Raw genomic sequence first — 17,780 nt, forward strand, 5'->3', positions numbered from 1 at the left:
GCCGTCTTCGATCAGTCGTGGTGATGGCCGCCGGGGCCGTGGACGTGGCCGTGCTCCATCTCCTCGGCGGTGGCGTCGCGCACTTCGCGCACGGTGACGTCGAAGTTCAGGGTCACGCCGGCGAGCGGATGGTTGCCGTCGACGGTGACCGTGTCGCCCTCGATATCCACCACCGTCACCACCAGCGGCCCCGAGTCGGTGCTGGCGTGGAACTGCATTCCCACCTGCAGATCCTCGGCGCCCTGGAAACGGTCCTTCGGGACCTCCTGGCGCAGGGTATCCATCCGTTCGCCGTAGCCCTCTTCCGGCGGAACGCGCACGTTGAGCTGCTCACCCGTCTGCTTGCCCTCGAGAGCCGACTCCAGGCCCGGGATGATGTTGTTCATCCCGTGGATATAGGCCAGGGGCTCGCGCCCGTCCGAGGAGTCGATGACCGCGCCGTCATCATCGGTCAGGGTGTAGTCGATGGTGACGACCTTGTTCTTGGCAATCTGCATATTCGGAGAACCTGTATTCGCTGATAAAGCTTTCAGCATACGCGCCCCATCTCACGATGTCCAAGACAGCCCCCGGCTCAACAGCCTAAATATTTGATAAATGTCGCAAAACGGAACCGGCAACCGGGCTATCCTACGGAGTCGGCAGTAGCGTGCGCCTGGACGTTCCGCCCCGCCGACCCGCCGGCTCCGGCCGGGCGAGGGCCCCACGCCCTGGCCGTGCATTGCGCCCCCTTCCGCCACAACCGGGGTGCCGAATGTACCCGCGGGTCCGACGCAGTACACTGGGCGGCAGCGCCGGTCCGGACCGGCGGCTGTCGCGAAATCACAGAGGCACTTCATGTCACAGACCCGGCCCCGCCTCACCCCCCTGAACATCGCCCTCGGCTATGGACTGCTGGCCGCCCTGTGGATTTTCATCTCCGACGGACTGATCCTGGAGCTGGCCGACGGCACCGCCCATCTCCACCGGCTGCAGACCCTCAAGGGCTGGGCCTTCGTGGGCGTCACCGCCATCCTCCTGTTCCTGGTCATCAACCGCCTGCAGCGCCAGCTGGTCCGTTCGCGCCGGGAGCTCGCCGCCAGCGAGGCCCACTACCGCAACCTGGTGGAGAATGTCTCCGACGCGGTGGCGGTACTCGATGCCCGGGGGATCATCCACTACCAGAATCCGAGCTCGGAGACCCTGCTGGGCTACCACCCCGGCGACCTGGAGGGACGGGATGTCTTCGAGATCATCCACCCCGAGGATCAGCCCCGGGCCCGCGCCCGGCTCGAGGCGCTGGTGGCCCACCCGGGCAGCCGGACGAGCCTCGAGCTGCGCCTGCTGCGTCACGACCATGCCTGGGCCCCGGTGGAGGCTGCGGCGCGTTCGGACCTGCATACCGATGGCCGGATCGAAATCGCCGTCGTGAGCCGCGACATCAGCGACAGGCTCCGCGTCCAGCGCGAAGTCGAGCAGCACCAGGCGGACCTGGAGAGCCTGTTGCGGCTCTCCGGCGAGCTGGCCTCCAGCAGCGAGTTCGACCGCATCGCATCAAGGGCGCTGCAGACCGCGGCCAGGCTGCTGGGACTGGATACCTGCGCCCTGATGCAGCCGGGGCCGGACGGCGACACCCTGGTGGCACGGCAGGTGCTGGGCTGGCCGGCGGAGCACGTGAACCGGATCGTTCTCTCCTCCGGGGAGGGGATCTCGAGCCATGTACTGCACACCCGTCGCCCCGCCACGGTCCTCGACTACAGCCGGGAACAGCGCTTCACGGCACCCCCGGCCGTACTGGAGCACGGCATGCGCTCCGCCCTGGCCGTACCCATGCTGGCCGAGGAAGAGGTGACCGGCGTCCTGGTGGGACACACGCGGGCTGTCCGGCAGTTCACGGAACGGGAGATCGCACTCCTGCAGACGGTGGCCAACCAGACCGCCCTGACCCTGCGCAACGCCGACGCCCGGGCCGCCCTGTCCGCCAGCGAAGCCCGCCACCGCTCCCTGGTGGAGCAGCTCCAGGAGGGGATCTTCCGCACCGACGCGAAGGGGCGGGCCACCTTTCTCAACCCGGCCTGGGAGACCATCACCGGCTTCCCGGTGGCCGAGGCCCTCGGCCAGTGCATCTTCAACTTCACCCCCTGGCGCGAGCGCACCGCCAACAAGCGGCGCTTCTACGCGCTGCTCACCGGCGAGAGCGCCGAGATGCGGGACGAGATCCGCTTCCGGACCCGGGACGGCAGCCCGCGCTGGATCCAGGTGCACGCCCGGCGCATCGAGGACGAGACCGGAGCGGTGATCGGCTGCACGGGCACCCTCGTGGACATCAGCGAACAGCGCCGGCTCAAGCACTCGCTGGAGGAGAGCGAGGCGCGGCTGCGCTCGCTCATCAACGCCACGCCGGACATCATCTGCTTCAAGGACGGCGACGGCCGCTGGCTGGAGGCGAACGCGGCGGACCTGGATCTGTTCGAGCTGGAGTCGGTGGACTACCGCAACCACACCGATATCGAGCTCGCCGGATTCTCGCCCGCCTACCGGAAGTACTTCGAGGCGTGCGTCCTCAGCGACGACCGGGCCTGGCGCCACGGGGCGCCGAGCCGCGGCGAGGAGCGCATCACCCGCGCCGACGGCGTGGAGAAGGTCTACGACGTCATCAAGGTGCCCCTGTACGATCCCGACGGCAGCCGCAGGGGACTGGTGGTGCTGGGCCGGGACGTGACCGAGCAGAGCCGGGCCCTGGAAGCCCTGAGCGAAAGCGAGCGGCGCTACCGGCAGATATTCGAGAACAACAGCGCCATCAAGCTGCTCATCGATCCCGCGGATCTCACCATCGTGGACGCCAATCCGGCGGCGGCCGAGTTCTATGGCTACCCGCTGGAGCGGCTGCGGGGGATGCGGATGGCCGAAATCAACCCCCTCTCCCGGGAGGCCATCGAGGCGGAGAAGGCCCGGGCCCGGAGCGAATCAAGACCCCTCCATTTCCGTCACCGCCTCGCCTCCGGGGAGATGCGGACCATCCAGGCCCACGTGGGGCAGGTGGAGGTGGACGGCCGGGAACTGGACTACGCCATCATCCAGGACGTCACCGATCGCCAGCGGGCGGAAGAGCAGCTGCGGCTCGCCGCCCGCGTGTTCGAGAGCACCAACGAGGGCGTGGTGGTGACCGATACCGACGGCATCATCCTGACCGTCAACAACGCCTTCGAGCGCATCACCGGCTACGGGGCGGCGGAGGTCAAGGGGCAGAACCCGCGCATTCTCAAGTCCGACCGCCACGACGAGCTGTTCTACCGCACCCTGTGGGAGAACATCCTCACCACCGGCCAGTGGCAGGGCGAGATCTGGAACCGGCGCAAGAGCGGCGAAATCTATCCCGAGTGGCTCACCATCAGCGCGGTGCGCGACACCGCCGGCGAAACCACCCACTTCGTGGGCGTGTTCGCCGACATCAGCGCCATCAAGGAGTCGGAGCAGCAACTGGAGCACCTCGCCCACCACGATCCCCTTACCGGGCTGCCCAACCGGCTGCTGTTCAACGCCCGGCTCGCCCACGCCCTCCAGCGCGCCCGCCGCGAACAGTCCCAGGTGGCGGTGCTGTTCCTGGATCTGGACCGGTTCAAGAACGTCAACGACAGCCTCGGCCATCCCGCCGGCGACCGCCTGATCCAGGCCGTGGCGGGACGCCTCGTGGGGTGCGTGCGCGATCAGGACACGGTGGCCCGGCTGGGCGGGGACGAGATCACCATCATCGCCGAGGACATCCGCCACTCCCGCGACGCCGCGGCGGTGGCGCAGAAGGTCCTCGAGGCCTTCGCCCGCCCCTTCGCGCTGGACGACCAGGAGGTCTACATCACCGCCAGCATGGGTGTCAGCCTGTTTCCGGACGACGGCGGGGAGGTGGCCACGCTGGTGAAGAATGCCGATGCGGCCATGTACCGGGCCAAGGCCCAGGGCCGCAACAACTACCAGTTCTACACCGCCGAGCTGACCACCATGGCCTTCGAGCGCCTGGCCCTGGAATCGAGCCTGCGCCGGGCGCTCGAGCGGGGCGAGCTGGTGCTGCACTACCAGCCCCAGGTGGCCTGCGGCGACGGCCGCATCACCGGGCTGGAAGCACTGGTGCGCTGGCGACATCCGGAGATGGGGCTGGTGGCGCCGGGCCGCTTCATCCCCATTGCCGAGGAGACCGGCCTCATCATCCCGCTCGGCGCCTGGGTCCTGGAGGCCGCCTGCCGGCAGGCCCACGTCTGGCACACGGCGGGCCATCCCGGCCTGACCCTGTCGGTGAATCTCTCCGCGCGCCAGTTCCAGCAGCCCGACCTGGTGGAGACGGTGGAACGCATCCTCGCCGAGACCGGCCTGGAAGCCGGCACCCTGGAGCTCGAGCTCACCGAGAGCGCCTTCACGGACAATGCCGAGGAGGCCGTACGCAGCCTGCACCGGCTCAAGGCGCTCGGCGTGACCCTGGCCATCGACGACTTCGGCACCGGCTACTCGTCCCTGTCCCAGATCAAGCAGTTTCCCATCGACCGGCTCAAGATCGACAAATCCTTCGTGGACGACATCCCCCACGACGCCGACGACATGACCATCACCCGGGCCATCATCGCGCTGGGCCGCAGCCTGCAGATGGAGGTGGTGGCCGAGGGGGTGGAGACCGAGGCCCAGCGGGCCTTCCTCGAGGCCGAGGGCTGCGACACCCTACAGGGCTTCCTGTTCAGCACCCCCGTCCCCGCCGAGGCCTTCGGCGAACTGCTGCAACGGGAGGCCGCAGAAAACAAACCGGTTTAACCGCAGATTGACAGGATTTTCACTGAGGTAAGCGTTCCGATGACCTGGCTGAACAGCAACCGCGGAAACCGCGCTTCGTCTCCGATCAGGACCCTGACCAGCTCCAGGCCAAGGCCGGAACCGCCCGCTTCCCGGCCGCACCCGGATACAGGGTGGATGGCAGCAGGGCCGGAGATGCTCCAACCCCCGGTGCCGGGCTCCTCTGCCGAAAAAGCAATCCACGCCAATCAACGCAAATCTGCGGTCAGGTCTGTTTGCGGCGCTTGGTTTCTCCCGCCTTCACGCAGGCGGCCAGGCCGGTGGCGAGATCGGGGTAGTCCGGCACGACGCCGAGCTCCTCGCGCATGCGGCGATTGTCGAGGCGCTTGGACTCGGCGAGGTAGGAGCGCATGCCGGCGCTGAGCCGCCCGCCCGCCTCCGCGGGATCGATCTGGGGTGGGCGCGGCAGGCCGAGGGCGTCGGCCACGCGGTTGAAGTAGTCGGTCATGGTGGTGGGGTGGCCGTCGCTGACGTTGTAGACCGCGCCGGGGCGGCCCCGGTCCATGGCCGCCAGGCAGGCCCGCACCAGGTCATCCACGTGCACCCGGTTGCTCCACGGGGACTGCGCCTCCCGCAGCACCGGCTCGCCGCGGCGCAGGCGCGCCTCCGGCAGCTTGCCCGGGCCGTAGAAGCCGGGCACCCGCAGCACCACCGCCGGCACGCCGGCGGCCGTGCTCCACTCGGCCAGTGCCCGCTCGGCATCCCGGCGCCGCCGGGCCCGCTCCGCCTGCGGGGCCGGAGGACGGCTCTCGTCCACCCAGGCCCCGCCGCAGTCGCCGTAGACGCCGGTGGTGCTGATGAGCACCACCCGCTCCGGCAGCCTGTCGGCGGGGATGGCCGCCAGAAAGCCCCGCAGGCGCGTGTCGACCTCGCCGTCCGGCGGGGGCGGGGCGAACCAGTAGAGCCGGGCGCCCCCCAGCGCCAGGCCGGCCGCGGCGTCCGGCCGGTCCAGGTCGGCGCGGACCACGGCCACGCCGGGCGCGGAGAGCGCCGCGGCGCTCTCCGCGCCCCGCACCAGTCCCGTCACCCGGCGGCCCGCCGCCCGCTCCCGCCGCGCCACCCGGCGGCCCACGTAGCCGCAGCCCACGATCACCACCTCGTTCATGGATTCACTTCTCGATGCTGTAGAGGATGTCCATGCCGCTCTGGGTTCCGCTCTCGGCCCGGAGCTTGAAGCGGCGGCTGAGATCGTAGCGCATCTGCACCGAGGTACCGGGCTCGAACAGGCCCACGCCATAGCTGACGTAGAGCTTCGGTGACAGGTAGCGGCCCAGCACCAGGCTGGTGGACTCCAGGCCGCTCTCGGACTCCACCCGCACATCGTCCAGCCCCAGCGTGTTTCCGATCTGCTTGGCGAGCAGGTTGCCGCCGCTGACGCCCAGCGCCCCCACCGCGCCCATCAGCATCTGCCCGTCGCTCCCGGAGGCCTGGTTCAGCGGCCGCCCCAGCAGCAGGTAGGAGAGCACCTCCGCGTCCTCCATGGGCGGAGTGGAGAACAGGGTCACCCGCGAGGCCTGGGCGGTCCCGGTGGCCTGCAGCCCGGCGACGATGTCGCCCACGCTGCGGGTGGCGCGCAGGTCCAGGGCCGGGTTGTCGATGGGGCCGGCGAAGATCAGGCGGCCGCGGTCGATGGTCAGATCCTGGCCGTAGGCCTTGTAGCGCCCCTCCAGGATGCGCAGCTCGCCCTCGCCCCGCGGGGCCTGCCCGGGAGCCTCCCGCACCCGCAGCGAACCGCCCAGGCGGGCGCCGAGGCCGAAGCCGGTGAACGTGACCTTCTCGCCCAGGCGCACGGTCAGGTCGGCGAACAGCGCGAGCGGGCTCCTCTCCGCCGGCGGCGACTCGGCGTCCACCACCACCACGTCATCGGAGACCGCCACCGCGGAGGTGGGCAGCTCGCGCAGGGTGATGCGCGCCTCGGGCACGGCCACCTCGCCGCTCACCTGCAGGCGCTGTCCCTGCAGGTCGAGGGCCAGCGCCGGGTCGACGAGGGCCCGGGCCTCGGGCAGGTTCACCGCCTCGAAATCCTTCCCCCGCACCTGCAGCCGGAGCGGCCAGCCCTGCTGCGCATCCAGCACCACCCGCCCGTCCAGGCTCACCGCGCCAGGCCCGGAACGGGCCCGGCCGGTCAGGGCGATGACGCCCTGCTCGTCGCCGCGGGCGCGCAGCTCGCCCTCGCTCACCCGGATGCCCAGCGGCGGGATGGCGGCCTCGAAGCCGGTCAGCGCCGCCTCGCCCTGCAGTCGCGGCGCGGCCACCGTGCCGGCAAAGGCGAGGTTCGCCCGCACCTGTCCCCGCGGCCGCTCCAGGCCGGGGGCGAAGGCCGCGACCAGTTCCAGGTCGGGCAGCTCGAGCTGCGCCTCGCCTCCCAGCCGCGCCTCCCCCCAGCCGGCCGCGCCCCGCGCCAGGGTCAGGCGCGATTCAACCCCGCCCCCGCCGGCCAGCGCCGCCTGCAGCCGCGCCTCGGCCCGGGACCCCTCCAGTGCGCCGCTGAGGTTCAGCCCGGTGAGCGTCACCGCCGCGGGCTTGCCGTCCGGGTCCCGGTAGCGCACCACCGTCTCCGGGACCGCCAGCCGCAGGTCGGCCTTGACCGCCGGACCGAGACCCGCCGCCTGGACCTCGCCCCCGGCGGTTCCCTCCACGGCCACCCCCTCCGGGAGCCAGGGCCCGAGCCGCTCCAGCGGCAGTTGCTCCAGGCGGCCGCTGGCCGACCAGCCGCTCGGCCGGGCCCAGCGCCCCTCGACACAGAAACGGGCCGGGGCGCTCGCCAGGCAGAGGGTATCGCCGCGGGCCGACGCGGGCCCCAGGCTGAGCGCCGCGGGGCGCTCCAGGGTCCAGGCGCCGGCCTGCTGCTGGGCCAGATCCAGGCGCTCCAGCCGTCCCTCCCAGGCCTTGCCGTTCCAGCCGCCGCTGGCGGCCAGCGCCAGGGTCGGCTCGCCGCCGGTGAGATCGAGCCGCAGCCGGTGGGACGTGGTCCGCCCCTCCCCCGCCAGGCGCAGGTTGCCGATCGTTTCGCCATCCAGCGCCAGCCCCCCGGCGGCCAGGTCGAGCCGGGAGGGCGCCTGGTCCAGGGGATCGAGGTCCACGCTGCCATCCAGGCTCGCCATCCGCATCCCCTCCAGCGCCAGGGACTCCCCGTGCACACTGGCCTGCACCCGGGGCGCGGCCCGCGGACCGCGCAGGGTGCCGCTGGCCTGCAGGGCGCCGCCCAGCTGCGGCAGCAGCTCGGCGAGATTGGCCGAGGCGACCCGCCAGGTGAGCGCCCACTCCCGGTCCAGGCCACCGGCGGCCTCGATGCGGGTCTCACCGGAACGCAGCGTGGCCCGCTCCACCCTGACGGACTCGCCCGCCACCCCGGCCGCCAGCTGCGCTTCCAGCGGATAGCCGCGGAGGGTGCCGTCCAGGCGCTCCAGGCGGATTTGCGCCTCCACCCCGCCCTCGCCGAGCCGACCCTCGCTGCTGCCCGCCAGGGCCAGCCGGCCCGGCCATTCCGGCCACCGGGTACCGGGGTCGAGCCCGCTGCCCGCCAGCTCGACCCGCCAGCTCGGCGCCGGGGACCAGGCCAGCTCGCCGGCGGCGGTCAGCTCCCCGTCCAGTATGCCGCCGCGCAGCGCCTCCAGCCTGAGGCCCGTGCTGTCGCCCCGGGCCTCGGCCGACCACTGCCCGGGCGGTATCTGCGCCCCGGTGATCGCCGCCTCCAGGCTCGCGCTCCACTGCGCCGCCCCGCCGCTGAAGCGGTAGCCGCCGCTGGCGCTCGCCACCGTCACCGCATCGCCCGCCAGCGGCCAGCGCAGCCCCTCCCAGCGGCCGCTCAGCTCGGCCGCGGGCGCCTCCCCGCCGAGCGCCAGGCGACCGCTGGTGGACAGGGCGAACGGCGCCGTCAGACGGTGTTCGAGCGTGGGGGTGAGCAGCGGCCCGGACAGCGTCCCCGCGCCCGCCAGCTCGGGTTGCTCAGGCAACTTCAGGCGCCATTCCAGGGTCAGCTCCAGCGGCCACTCCGCCGTCGTGGCCAGGCTGCCGCTGCTGCGCACGGCCAGTTCCGGCGCATCCGCCTCCAGCCGCTCCAGGCGCAGGACGCCGCCCTCGAACCCGGCGGCCAGCTCGACCCGGTCCAGCGGCCAGGACTGCGCCTCCCGGTGGATCACCGCCCGCTCCAGGCGCGCCTGGTCGACCCGCAGGTCCAGGGGCAGCAGGAGATCCGCCAGCACCGGGGCGCCGGCGGGGGGGACGTCGGGGGCCGGCGGGGGGAGCCGCAGGTCCAGGTCTTCGAGGGCCAGGCGGGTGACGTGCAGCCGGCGCAGCGTAAGCGCCGATGGCCGCCAGTCCAGCTCCAGCCGCCCGAGCGTCAGCTCCAGCCCCGCGCCGCGGTAATTCAGACCCTCCAGCCGCAGCCCCCCGAGCAGGGTGCCGCCCACGCGCTCCGCCGCCAGCTCCCCGGGAACCAGGGGCTGGGCAAACCGCCACAGCCAGCGGGTGCCCGGCTCGGTCCCCGCGATAATCCCCAGCGCCGCCAGCAGCAGGGCGAGCAGCAGCAGCAGGTTGGCCAGCCCGGCGGCGAGCAGTCGCTTCACAGGTCGGGCCCCATGTTGAAGTGGAGGCGCAGCGGCGTGCCGGGCTCGCTCACGGCCACTGCCAGGTCCACCCGGATGGGTCCCACCGGCGATTGCCAGCGCAGGCCCGCGCCCACGCCCTGCTTGAGCTCCCCGTCCCAGTCGTCGAGGGCGTTGCCCACGTCGTAGAAGGCCGCGGCGCTCCAGTTGCCGGTGATGCGGTGCTCGTACTCCACGCTCCCCACCAGGAGGAAGCGGCCGCCGATCACGTCGCCGGCGCTGTTTTCCGGGCCCAGCTCGTTGTAGCCGTAGCCGCGCACGCTCTGGTCGCCGCCGGCGAAGAAGCGCAGGCTGGCCGGCAAAGACTCCACGTCCTCCACCAGGGTGGCGCCCAGGTTGCCCCGCGCCAGCACCCGCCCCCCCGCGCCCAGGGGCTCGATGAACTTCGCATCCACCCGGCCCTGGAGGAAGCGGGCGTCGGAGCCGAGCGCCGGGTCGCTGCCCTTCACCTCCAGTCCGAGGCGGCGGCCGCGGCGCGGCCGCATGCGGTCGTCCGCGTCCACCCGGGTCCAACCCACCGCCGGATAGAGCAGGCGCGCATCCACCTCCTCCCCGGCCACCGTGGAGTATTCCTCGAGGAAGTTCAGGGAGAGGTCCCGCAGCCAGCCGCTCTCCAGGCTCTCCACCCGGCGGGCGCTCAGCAGCAGGCTGGTGGACTCGGCGGTGTCGGTGGACTCGTCGCGCAGGCTGGCCTGGAACAGGAGGCGGTCGCTCATGGGCTTCGCCAGGGGAATCTCGTAACCGGCGGTGAGGGCGTAGCGGATGGCCGAGAGCTCCAGCTGGGCGTTGGCGCGTTCGCCGTTGCGGCGGATGCGCCGGCTCTCCCAGCCGGCGCTCGCCCGCGGCCCGGTGTCGGTGCCGTAGCCCAGGCCGAAGCTGTACTTGTGGCGCCTGCGGTCCACCAGCTCGACCCGTACCGGCACCTCCAGCCCCTCGGCCTCCTCCGGCGGCGCGCTGATGTTCACCTCGGCGAAATAGTCGCTGTTGACCAGGGCCGTCTGCAGGGCGGTGATGCGGTCCACCAGGTAGGGATCGCCCGGCTCGATGGTCACGAACCGGCGCAGGAAGGACTCCTCCAGGGCCGAGTCGCCGAACCGGACCGCCCCGAAGCGGTAGCGGGGGCCGGTGTCGTAGTCCAGTATCACCTCGGCGCTGTCCGCCCCCCGCTCCACCCGCACCTCGCTGCGGGTGAAGCGGGCATCGAAGTAGCCCCGCGCCAGCGCCAGGTTCTGCAGGCTGCGCTTGGCCTCGGCGTAGCGGCCATGGTGGAGGACATCGCCCTCCTTGACCGGCAGGCGCCCGCGCAGTTCGCGGAAGGCCCGGTCCTCCGCCCCGGCGCCGCTGAGCGTGAGGGCGAAGCGTGTGACCCGCACCGGGGGGCCGGGATCGATGCGGAACTCCGCCACCCAGGCCTCGCCATCAGGGTTCAGCGCCGGCTCGATGCGGGGGCGGTAGTGGCCCAGGGCGGCCAGGGCCTGTTCAATCTCCGCGGGCGCCTGCCGGTAGAGCCGCCGCAGGTGGGCCTCGCTGTCCGGCGGGCTCTGGATCAGGCTCAGGTAGGCGCGCACGTTGTCGGCCAGCTCCCCCTCGATCCCTTCCAGGCGCACCTCCACCCGCGGCTGCGCCAGGGCCCCGAGGGACCACAGCAGCAGGACGGCCCAGGCCAGGGCGGCGGACAGGGCACGGACAGCTTGAGCATGATTCCGCATCATGGCGACGGCATCACTGTTTGGCGCAGTTCCCACGAGTCTGCCGGATTCAGCCACCCGGCGCGAACCGGGCGGCGCTTCACGCGGCCCCTTCCGGCATGTCCGCGACGGCCGGCGGGTGCGTCCGCTCGGGCCACTCCTTGATGTAGAGATCCTGCTGCGGGAAGGGAATCTCGATGCCGGCCTGCCTGAGGGCGTCCCAGATCGCGAACAGGATTTCGGATTTCACCTGGAACGGCGAATGGCGGCGCACGTCCACGAAGTAGTGCACCCGGAAATCCACCGAGGAGGCGCCGAAATCGATCAGGTAGACCCGCGGCTCGGGCTGGGCGACCACCGCCGGGTGGGCGTTGACCGCCTCCAGCATCACCTTCTGGGCGAGGCGGGGATCGCTCCGGTAGTGCACCCCCACCTGGAACACCGTGCGCACGTAGTTGTCGCTGCGGGTCCAGTTGATGAAGGCCGTGCTGATGATGTCGGCGTTGGGGATGATGACGTCCTGGTTGTCCCAGGTGGTCACCGTCACCGAGCGCATGCCGATGCGGGTCACCTCCCCCTGGTTGCTGGAGATGGTGACCCAGTCGCTGGTGCGGATGGGACGCTCCACCAGCAGGATGATGCCGCTGATGAAGTTGTTGGCGATGTTCTGCAGGCCGAAACCGATACCGACACCGAGCGCGCCGGCGAAGATGGCGAGGCTGGTGAGGTCGATGCCCATGGTGTTGAGGGCGATGAGCACCCCGAGCAGCACCAGCGCGTACTGGGTGAAGACCGACAGGCTGTTGCGCACCCCCAGGTCGCTGATGCGCGCATAGAGCCAGCGGTAGGTGAACTGCCGCGCCCAGCGCCCGAGCCAGATCACCACCACCAGGGTCAGGGCCGTCCCCAGCAGCTGGCGCAGCGTCACCGAAATCTCGCCGATGCTGAACAGCGGCGCATCCAGCCACTGTTTCAGCGTCACCACCACGGCCGACTCGGCCCCCCAGCCGTAGAGCCGGAACAGGACCGCCAGCGCCACCAGCGCCAGCACGACACGGGCCAGCTTCTGCAGGGGATCGATGACGCCCTGGGCCCACAGCAGGCCGTTGTGGGTGCGCTCCACCACCAGGCTCTTCAGGCTGTTGACCAGGTCGCGCATCACGCCCCGCACCACCAGCCAGACGAACAGCACCAGCAGCAGCCAGCCCAGGTGCGAGGCCACCGACCAGGCCAGGTTGATGAAACCCACCAGGCCCAGCACCGCCGCGGCCAGCATCGACAGCGGCACGGTGAAGCTGAGCAGGCTCAGCAGCTGGGCCCATTGCCGGCGCATGCGCTCGCGGACCGAATCCATCAGCACGGTGCGCAGGCGCAGCGATACGAAGATCAACGGAAGCAGGAACACCATGAACAGGCGGTCGAGCAGATCCCGCAGGGTGGTGGAGAAAAAGCCCAGGTGACCGAGCATCACCACCACGGCGAACAGCGCCGCCACCGCCGTGACCCCGCGCACCAGCCGGTGCATGCCGTGCTGCCGGCGCTCCACGGGCACCAGCTCCGAGACCAGCAGCCAGCGTGACAGCCCCACCAGCAGCACCGTGCCCAGCCACAGCGAGCCCAGCAGCAGGATGATCCCCTGCGCAGGCGGCGCCGCGCCGGTGATCCAGGCCAGCAGCAGCAGGGAGCCGCCCACCAGCAGCGCCAGGCGGCTGCCGTGGAGCAGGGCCAGCCCCACCCGGATGAAGCGCAGGGTGAAGTTGTCCGTGGCCGCGATGGCCGCACCGTCCGGGGTGCCCATGCGCCACAGAGGCAGCAGCACGGCGAGCAATACCAGCTCCAGCAGGGCGAACAGCAGCCAGCGCCCGACATCCGCCTGGGCCAGGGCACCCCGGAGCTTCAGCGCGGTGTCGAGCAGGGCATCGGCGATAACCCGGGGCAGGCCGGCCAGCTCGTTCGCCAGGTCGCCCCAGGCGGCCAGATCGCCGGGCAGGCGATGGCGCACGGTCAGTCCCCGCTTGACGCTTTCGCGGTAGGCGGCATCGATGGCGTCGAAGCGGGCCTGGGCCTGCTCCAGCAGGGGTTCCAGTTGCTTTATCTGCGTGTCGAAACGCTTCGCCAGCTGATCCAGGAGCTGGCGCTCCCGCTCCACCTGCTTCTGGATCTCCGGACTCAGGGCCTGGCGCTTCTCGAGCACCTGGATCTGCTGCTGCAGCAACGATTGCTTGCGGCGCGCCAGGTCCAGCGCCGTGCGCAGCTCACCCAGGCGCGCCCCCAGGTCGGTCCGCGCCGTGTCGAGCACCTCGCCCGACACGTCGAGATCAGGCAGCGCCTGTTCCAGGTTGCCCACCAGGGTGCGCAGTCGTTCGCCCTTGAGCTGCAGCTGCAGCAGGTAGACGCCCTCCTCCACCTCCTGGATCTGTCCCTCCAGCAGCAGGCGCTCACCCTCCTTGCCTTCCGCGGGCAGCTGCCGCAGCTGCTCGCGCAGCTTGTTGGCGCGGGCCATCTGCTCTTCCTGGGCCTTGGCCAGGCGCTGTTCGAGGTCTTCGAGCGCCTGCTTGCGGCTGCGCTCCTGCTGGCTGAGATAGCGCTCCTGGAGCAGCGAGTACCACTCCTCGGCCAGGGTCTGGCGCTGCCGGGCCAGGTCGGCGCGCTGATTGAGGTTGTCCAGCTGCTGGCGCTGCAGCGCCAGCTGGTTCTGCAGATCCTTGAGTGCCGCCTCGGCGGTGGCGATGGCCGCCTCCCGCTTCGCCGGCGACTGGTCGCCACCGCCCCCCGAGCGCAGCGACTTGAGCTGATCGTCCTGGCGCTGGATGCTGCCCTGCAGATCGCTGACGCGGCGCTCCGCCGCCACCGCATCCAGCCGCGCCGACTCCTGCTGCACCCGCGCCGACTCCAGGGCCAGACGGGCCTCGTCCACCATCGCCGCATCCACCAGGCGCTGGTCCTGGCCGCTGCGCAGGCGCTGGATTTCACCGCGCCGGGCCTCGATCTCGGCCCGACTAGTATCGAGCGCCGCCGACTCGTCCTCCAATCCGCGCTGCCGCGTGGCCGTGCCGCTGTCCCCCACGGGGGCCGGCTGGGCCGGCAGGGGGGACTGCCAGAGTCCGGCCAGCAGCAGGAGCAGCACGCCGCCCAGCCGCGTGCGGCGGCGGCGATGCCTGTGTGACGCCTGGGAATCCATGCTCGGGTCTGCCCCTGTCCAGCCGGTTGAGCCGGAGACTATCCAGCGTGACTATCTAGAGTGACTATCTAGAATGTTAGTGTACTGTGCCCGCCGTCGATTACGCGACCAGCTCAGGAGTCCCGCGCCATGAGCGAAGACGTGCAGCAAGCCGCCGTCCAGCCCCGCATCCGCCTCGGCGTCAGCAGCTGCCTGCTGGGCGAGGAGGTCCGCTTCGACGGCGGACACAAGCGTTCCGGGTTCATCAGCGACATTCTCGGGCGCTACTTCGAGCTGGTGCCCCTGTGCCCGGAAGTGGCCATCGGCATGGGCATCCCGCGCCCCCCCATCCGGCTCCAGGGCGACCCGGAGCGGCCCCGCGCCGTCGGGGTGCGGGACCGGTCCACGGACGTCACCGGCAAGCTGGAACAGTACGGACGCGACATGGGCCGGACCCATGACGACTTCAGCGGCTACCTGCTCAAGAGCAAATCGCCCAGTTGCGGCATGGAGCGGGTGAAGGTCTACGGCGAACCCGGTACCCCTCCCGCCGCCAGCGGCGTGGGCATCTACGTCCGCAGCTTCCGGCAGCAGCAGCCGTTGCTGCCGATGGAGGAGGAGGGCCGGCTCAACGACCCCGCGCTGCGGGAGAACTTCATCGAGCGCGTCTACGCCTACTACCGCTGGCAGCAGCTGCGCACCACCCGTATGACCCCGCGCAAGCTGGTGGAGTTCCACGCCGCCCACAAGCTCGTGCTCATGGCCCACGGCCAGGAGCACTACCGGGCGCTGGGCCGGATGGTGGCGGAGGCGGGCAAGGGACCCATCGGCGAGCTGGCCGACGCCTACATCGCCCGGTTCATGGCGGCACTGAAATTCCGCGCCACCCCCAGGCGCCACAGCAACGTGCTCATGCACCTCATGGGCTACCTGAAGAAGCACCTGGACCGGGAGGACAAGGCCGAACTGCTGGAGCTGATCGACCGCTACCGCACCGGCCGGCTCCCCCTCATCGTACCCATCACCCTGCTCAAGCACCACTTCCGCCGCCACCCCCACCCCTACGTGGCCGGCCAGGTCTACCTGGAGCCCTACCCCGAGGAGCTGCTGCTGCGGAACATGATTTGATGGTTTGAATAGACAGGATTGACAGGATTTTTTCTGTCGGTGGATGGTGCGGATGAGACGGAACATGCCCGGACATCGCAGCCAACCGCGGGCAATAGCCTGATCATTGAATATAAATCTGCGTAAATCTGCGTAATCTGCGGTTCACAGGTCTTTGTCTCATTTCATCCTGTGAATCCTGTAAATCCTGTCTATTTCAACAACAAATCTTCACGGCACGCCGACGCCGTGGGCGCGGAGCCATTCGCGGTCGAGTTCCCAGCGGGCGTCGGTGATGCCCGGGTGCTCCAGGACCAGGCGCCGGGCCAGCTGCTGGTGGGCGGCGAGCTTATGCTGGGCGGCCTGGAATTCCGGGGTGTCGGGACCGAGGCCGGCCACCTCGGGGTGGAGCAGGCCCAGGATCCGGGCCACCGGCACCTCCGGGGAACGGGGTGTGCCCATGACGGCCGTGTCGCCCTCCAGCCGCAGGACGCGGAAATGGTAGGGGTAGGCGGAGAGTTCGGGATTCGCCGCCAGCACGCGGTTCAGCTCCGCGCGGCGCGGATCCTGGTGGAGGCTCACGGCGACGACCCCGGCGAGCGCCGCCAGGAGCAACAGGGCGAAGATTCCGGTGGTCCTATCCATGCGCTGACTCCGGTCGGCAGTCCCAGGAGCCAGTCAGGTTAGACCCCTCCGGACGTCCCGGCATTGACCCATCGCAATCGCTGGCCGGGGCAGGTCTTGACCTCGCGCCATACCGGAGCGATATTGTCAACTACTACCCGGCAATCACCGCCCGCCCCGGAATGACCATGCCCCGCCGCCAGCATCGACTCCCGCGAATACTGCTGCTGTTTCTGGCGGTGGCGGTGGCGGTGATGTTGCCCGCGGTCGGTACCGCCGGCGCAGGCGTCCCGGCCATGTCCCACGCCGATTGTCCACTGGCCGGCCCGGACTGCCCGGACTCAGCGCCCCATGGCTCCGAATCCCGGCATTGCGGCGGCTGCCTCCCGGCCACCGCCGCGGCGCTTTCCGAGCCGCGCCTCCCGATCAGTCCCCGCACCGGCTGCGCGGCACCGCCCTTCAACGACGACGGCCCGTTGCGGCCCGGCCACCGCCAGCCGCAGCTCCGGCCACCCCGCGCCTGAACCCCTGCCCCGCAGCGCGCCCACCCCCACCGGGGGTGGCACCCCATGCCGCAACGAGGTTCAGACCCATGCACAGACTCACGCTCATCGCCTGCGCCGCTCTCCTGCTGGGCGGCTGCGACTCCAGTGACCAGGCCAGCGCCGACGGCGGCACCGCCCTGGCTTCCACCCAGGCACCGGCGGGCTCCGCCGCTCCCGCACCGCGCTGGTACAGCGCCGCCCAGGTGCGGCAGGGAATGGCGATCTATGGCCGGCACTGCGCCGAGTGCCACGGCCCGGCCGCCCAGGGCGCATCCGACTGGCGCCAGCCGGGCCCGGACGGCAGGTATCCCGCCCCGCCGCTGAACGGCAGCGGGCACGCCTGGCACCACCCGCTGGGCATGCTCCGCTACGTGATCCGCAACGGCAGTCCCGGCGGCCAGGGCAACATGCCGGCCTGGGGCGGGAAACTGGATGAGGAGGAGATACTGGCGGTCATCGCCTGGTTCCAGTCCCGCTGGCCCGAACAGGCCTACGCCAACTGGAGCCAAATCGACGCCCGGGCGCGATCGCGCCGGGCGGAAGGGGATCAGGGCGGCCGGTAGGGCCGGATTTATCCGGCCGGCAGAGATCGGAGCGGGGGGAGCGTGCAGATGAATCTGCACCTACAGCCCGCCACTGTGCCCTCAACGCACCCCCTGCTCCTGCAGGTAGGGAACGTACTTCTTGTCGGTGCCGTTGATGTGCTGCAGCAGCCACAGCCTGAGGTAATCGGCCACCTCCGCCAGGGCGTCGCGGCCGCGCTCCTCGTAGCGGCGCACGAAGGTGTCCACCTGGTTGATCATCTGGTCGTGCTGGGCCTTGTGCCCCACCAGGTCGGGATAGCCGTGCTGCTCCATCAGCTTCTCCTCGCGCTGGAAGTGGTAGCGGGTGTAGTCCACCAGCTCCTCCAGGGCCTGGCGCTCGAACTCCTCGCCGGTCCGGAAGCGCACCGCCGCCTGGAGATTGTTGATGAGGTTGAGCAGCCGCTTGTGCTCCAGGTCGATGACCTCGATCCCCACGGCATACTCCTCCTTCCAGGCGAGGAAACCGCCCTCCCCCTCGCCGCGGCGCGACAGGTAGACGCCGCCCGCCAGGGCCAGGAGCACCAGCCACGGCAGCGGGCTGCCCGCGCCGGGGCCCAGGAACGCCAGCAGGGCCGCAACGGTCAGGACCACCAGGAGCGCCGCCTGGAGATATCGGTCGAACAGCTTTTTCATCGGCAATCGTCTTCCAGAGA

Annotated in this window: 11 protein-coding genes; 4 read left to right on the plus strand and 7 right to left on the minus strand. The window is 70.8% G+C overall.

The window, feature by feature from the left end; all coding sequences use genetic code 11:
• Positions 1-11: 11 nt before the first annotated feature.
• Entirely contained in the window at positions 12-497 is a 486-nt protein-coding gene (locus DFQ59_RS16320; RefSeq protein ID WP_114280788.1) for an FKBP-type peptidyl-prolyl cis-trans isomerase, read from the minus strand.
• 340 nt (positions 498-837) lie between these two features.
• On the opposite strand from DFQ59_RS16320, the gene DFQ59_RS16325 reads away from it, so the two are divergent.
• Positions 838-4,773 carry a PAS domain S-box protein gene (locus tag DFQ59_RS16325; RefSeq protein ID WP_114280789.1) on the plus strand — a complete coding sequence of 1,312 codons (3,936 nt, stop codon included), beginning with the start codon at positions 838-840 and terminating at the stop codon, positions 4,771-4,773.
• Between the two features lie 244 nt (positions 4,774-5,017).
• Here the strand turns inward: DFQ59_RS16325 and DFQ59_RS16330 are convergent, their stop codons facing one another.
• From DFQ59_RS16330 to DFQ59_RS16345, 4 genes are all read right to left on the minus strand, one after another.
• Positions 5,018-5,917, minus strand: coding sequence for an NAD-dependent epimerase/dehydratase family protein (locus tag DFQ59_RS16330; RefSeq protein WP_114280790.1), 900 nt, complete (start codon positions 5,915-5,917; stop codon positions 5,018-5,020).
• A gap of 4 nt (positions 5,918-5,921) precedes the next feature.
• Complete coding sequence (locus tag DFQ59_RS16335) at positions 5,922-9,380, minus strand: translocation/assembly module TamB domain-containing protein (RefSeq protein WP_114280791.1); 3,459 nt, start codon at positions 9,378-9,380, stop codon at positions 5,922-5,924.
• The gene (locus tag DFQ59_RS20555) at positions 9,377-11,131 is read right to left on the minus strand and encodes an autotransporter assembly complex protein TamA (protein ID WP_114280792.1); all 1,755 of its coding nucleotides are present in this window, start codon (positions 11,129-11,131) and stop codon (positions 9,377-9,379) included. The genes DFQ59_RS16335 and DFQ59_RS20555 overlap by 4 nt, the downstream gene beginning before the upstream one ends.
• A gap of 76 nt (positions 11,132-11,207) precedes the next feature.
• Positions 11,208-14,288 (minus strand): mechanosensitive ion channel domain-containing protein, encoded by a 3,081-nt coding sequence (locus DFQ59_RS16345; RefSeq protein WP_114280793.1) that lies wholly within the window; start codon positions 14,286-14,288, stop codon positions 11,208-11,210.
• 129 nt (positions 14,289-14,417) lie between these two features.
• On the opposite strand from DFQ59_RS16345, the gene DFQ59_RS16350 reads away from it, so the two are divergent.
• Complete coding sequence (locus DFQ59_RS16350) at positions 14,418-15,395, plus strand: YbgA family protein (RefSeq protein WP_114280794.1); 978 nt, start codon at positions 14,418-14,420, stop codon at positions 15,393-15,395.
• 210 nt (positions 15,396-15,605) lie between these two features.
• Here the strand turns inward: DFQ59_RS16350 and DFQ59_RS16355 are convergent, their stop codons facing one another.
• The gene (locus DFQ59_RS16355) at positions 15,606-16,019 is read right to left on the minus strand and encodes a glutamate-ammonia-ligase adenylyltransferase (protein WP_114280795.1); all 414 of its coding nucleotides are present in this window, start codon (positions 16,017-16,019) and stop codon (positions 15,606-15,608) included.
• 167 nt (positions 16,020-16,186) lie between these two features.
• On the opposite strand from DFQ59_RS16355, the gene DFQ59_RS19640 reads away from it, so the two are divergent.
• Together DFQ59_RS19640 and DFQ59_RS16360 are read left to right on the plus strand one after the other, a co-directional pair.
• Positions 16,187-16,522 carry a hypothetical protein gene (locus tag DFQ59_RS19640; protein ID WP_147275277.1) on the plus strand — a complete coding sequence of 112 codons (336 nt, stop codon included), beginning with the start codon at positions 16,187-16,189 and terminating at the stop codon, positions 16,520-16,522.
• A gap of 68 nt (positions 16,523-16,590) precedes the next feature.
• Positions 16,591-17,106 (plus strand): c-type cytochrome, encoded by a 516-nt coding sequence (locus tag DFQ59_RS16360; protein WP_114280796.1) that lies wholly within the window; start codon positions 16,591-16,593, stop codon positions 17,104-17,106.
• An 81-nt stretch (positions 17,107-17,187) separates the two neighbouring features.
• On the opposite strand, the gene DFQ59_RS16365 is transcribed toward DFQ59_RS16360, so the two are convergent.
• Positions 17,188-17,760, minus strand: coding sequence for a bacteriohemerythrin (locus DFQ59_RS16365; protein ID WP_170142201.1), 573 nt, complete (start codon positions 17,758-17,760; stop codon positions 17,188-17,190).
• Between the last annotated feature and the right edge of the window lie 20 nt (positions 17,761-17,780).

The sequence above is a fragment of the Thioalbus denitrificans genome (assembly GCF_003337735.1).
Taxonomy (GTDB): Bacteria; Pseudomonadota; Gammaproteobacteria; order DSM-26407; family DSM-26407; genus Thioalbus; species Thioalbus denitrificans.

Coding starts and splice junctions, on each gene's coding strand:
- DFQ59_RS16320 (WP_114280788.1), bottom strand. CDS start 497: ATGCAGATTGCCAAGAACAAGGTCGTCACCATCGACTACACCCTGACC.
- DFQ59_RS16325 (WP_114280789.1), top strand. CDS start 838: ATGTCACAGACCCGGCCCCGCCTCACCCCCCTGAACATCGCCCTCGGC.
- DFQ59_RS16330 (WP_114280790.1), bottom strand. CDS start 5,917: ATGAACGAGGTGGTGATCGTGGGCTGCGGCTACGTGGGCCGCCGGGTG.
- DFQ59_RS20555 (WP_114280792.1), bottom strand. CDS start 11,131: ATGATGCGGAATCATGCTCAAGCTGTCCGTGCCCTGTCCGCCGCCCTG.
- DFQ59_RS16345 (WP_114280793.1), bottom strand. CDS start 14,288: ATGGATTCCCAGGCGTCACACAGGCATCGCCGCCGCCGCACGCGGCTG.
- DFQ59_RS16350 (WP_114280794.1), top strand. CDS start 14,418: ATGAGCGAAGACGTGCAGCAAGCCGCCGTCCAGCCCCGCATCCGCCTC.
- DFQ59_RS16355 (WP_114280795.1), bottom strand. CDS start 16,019: ATGGATAGGACCACCGGAATCTTCGCCCTGTTGCTCCTGGCGGCGCTC.
- DFQ59_RS19640 (WP_147275277.1), top strand. CDS start 16,187: ATGCCCCGCCGCCAGCATCGACTCCCGCGAATACTGCTGCTGTTTCTG.
- DFQ59_RS16360 (WP_114280796.1), top strand. CDS start 16,591: ATGCACAGACTCACGCTCATCGCCTGCGCCGCTCTCCTGCTGGGCGGC.
- DFQ59_RS16365 (WP_170142201.1), bottom strand. CDS start 17,760: ATGAAAAAGCTGTTCGACCGATATCTCCAGGCGGCGCTCCTGGTGGTC.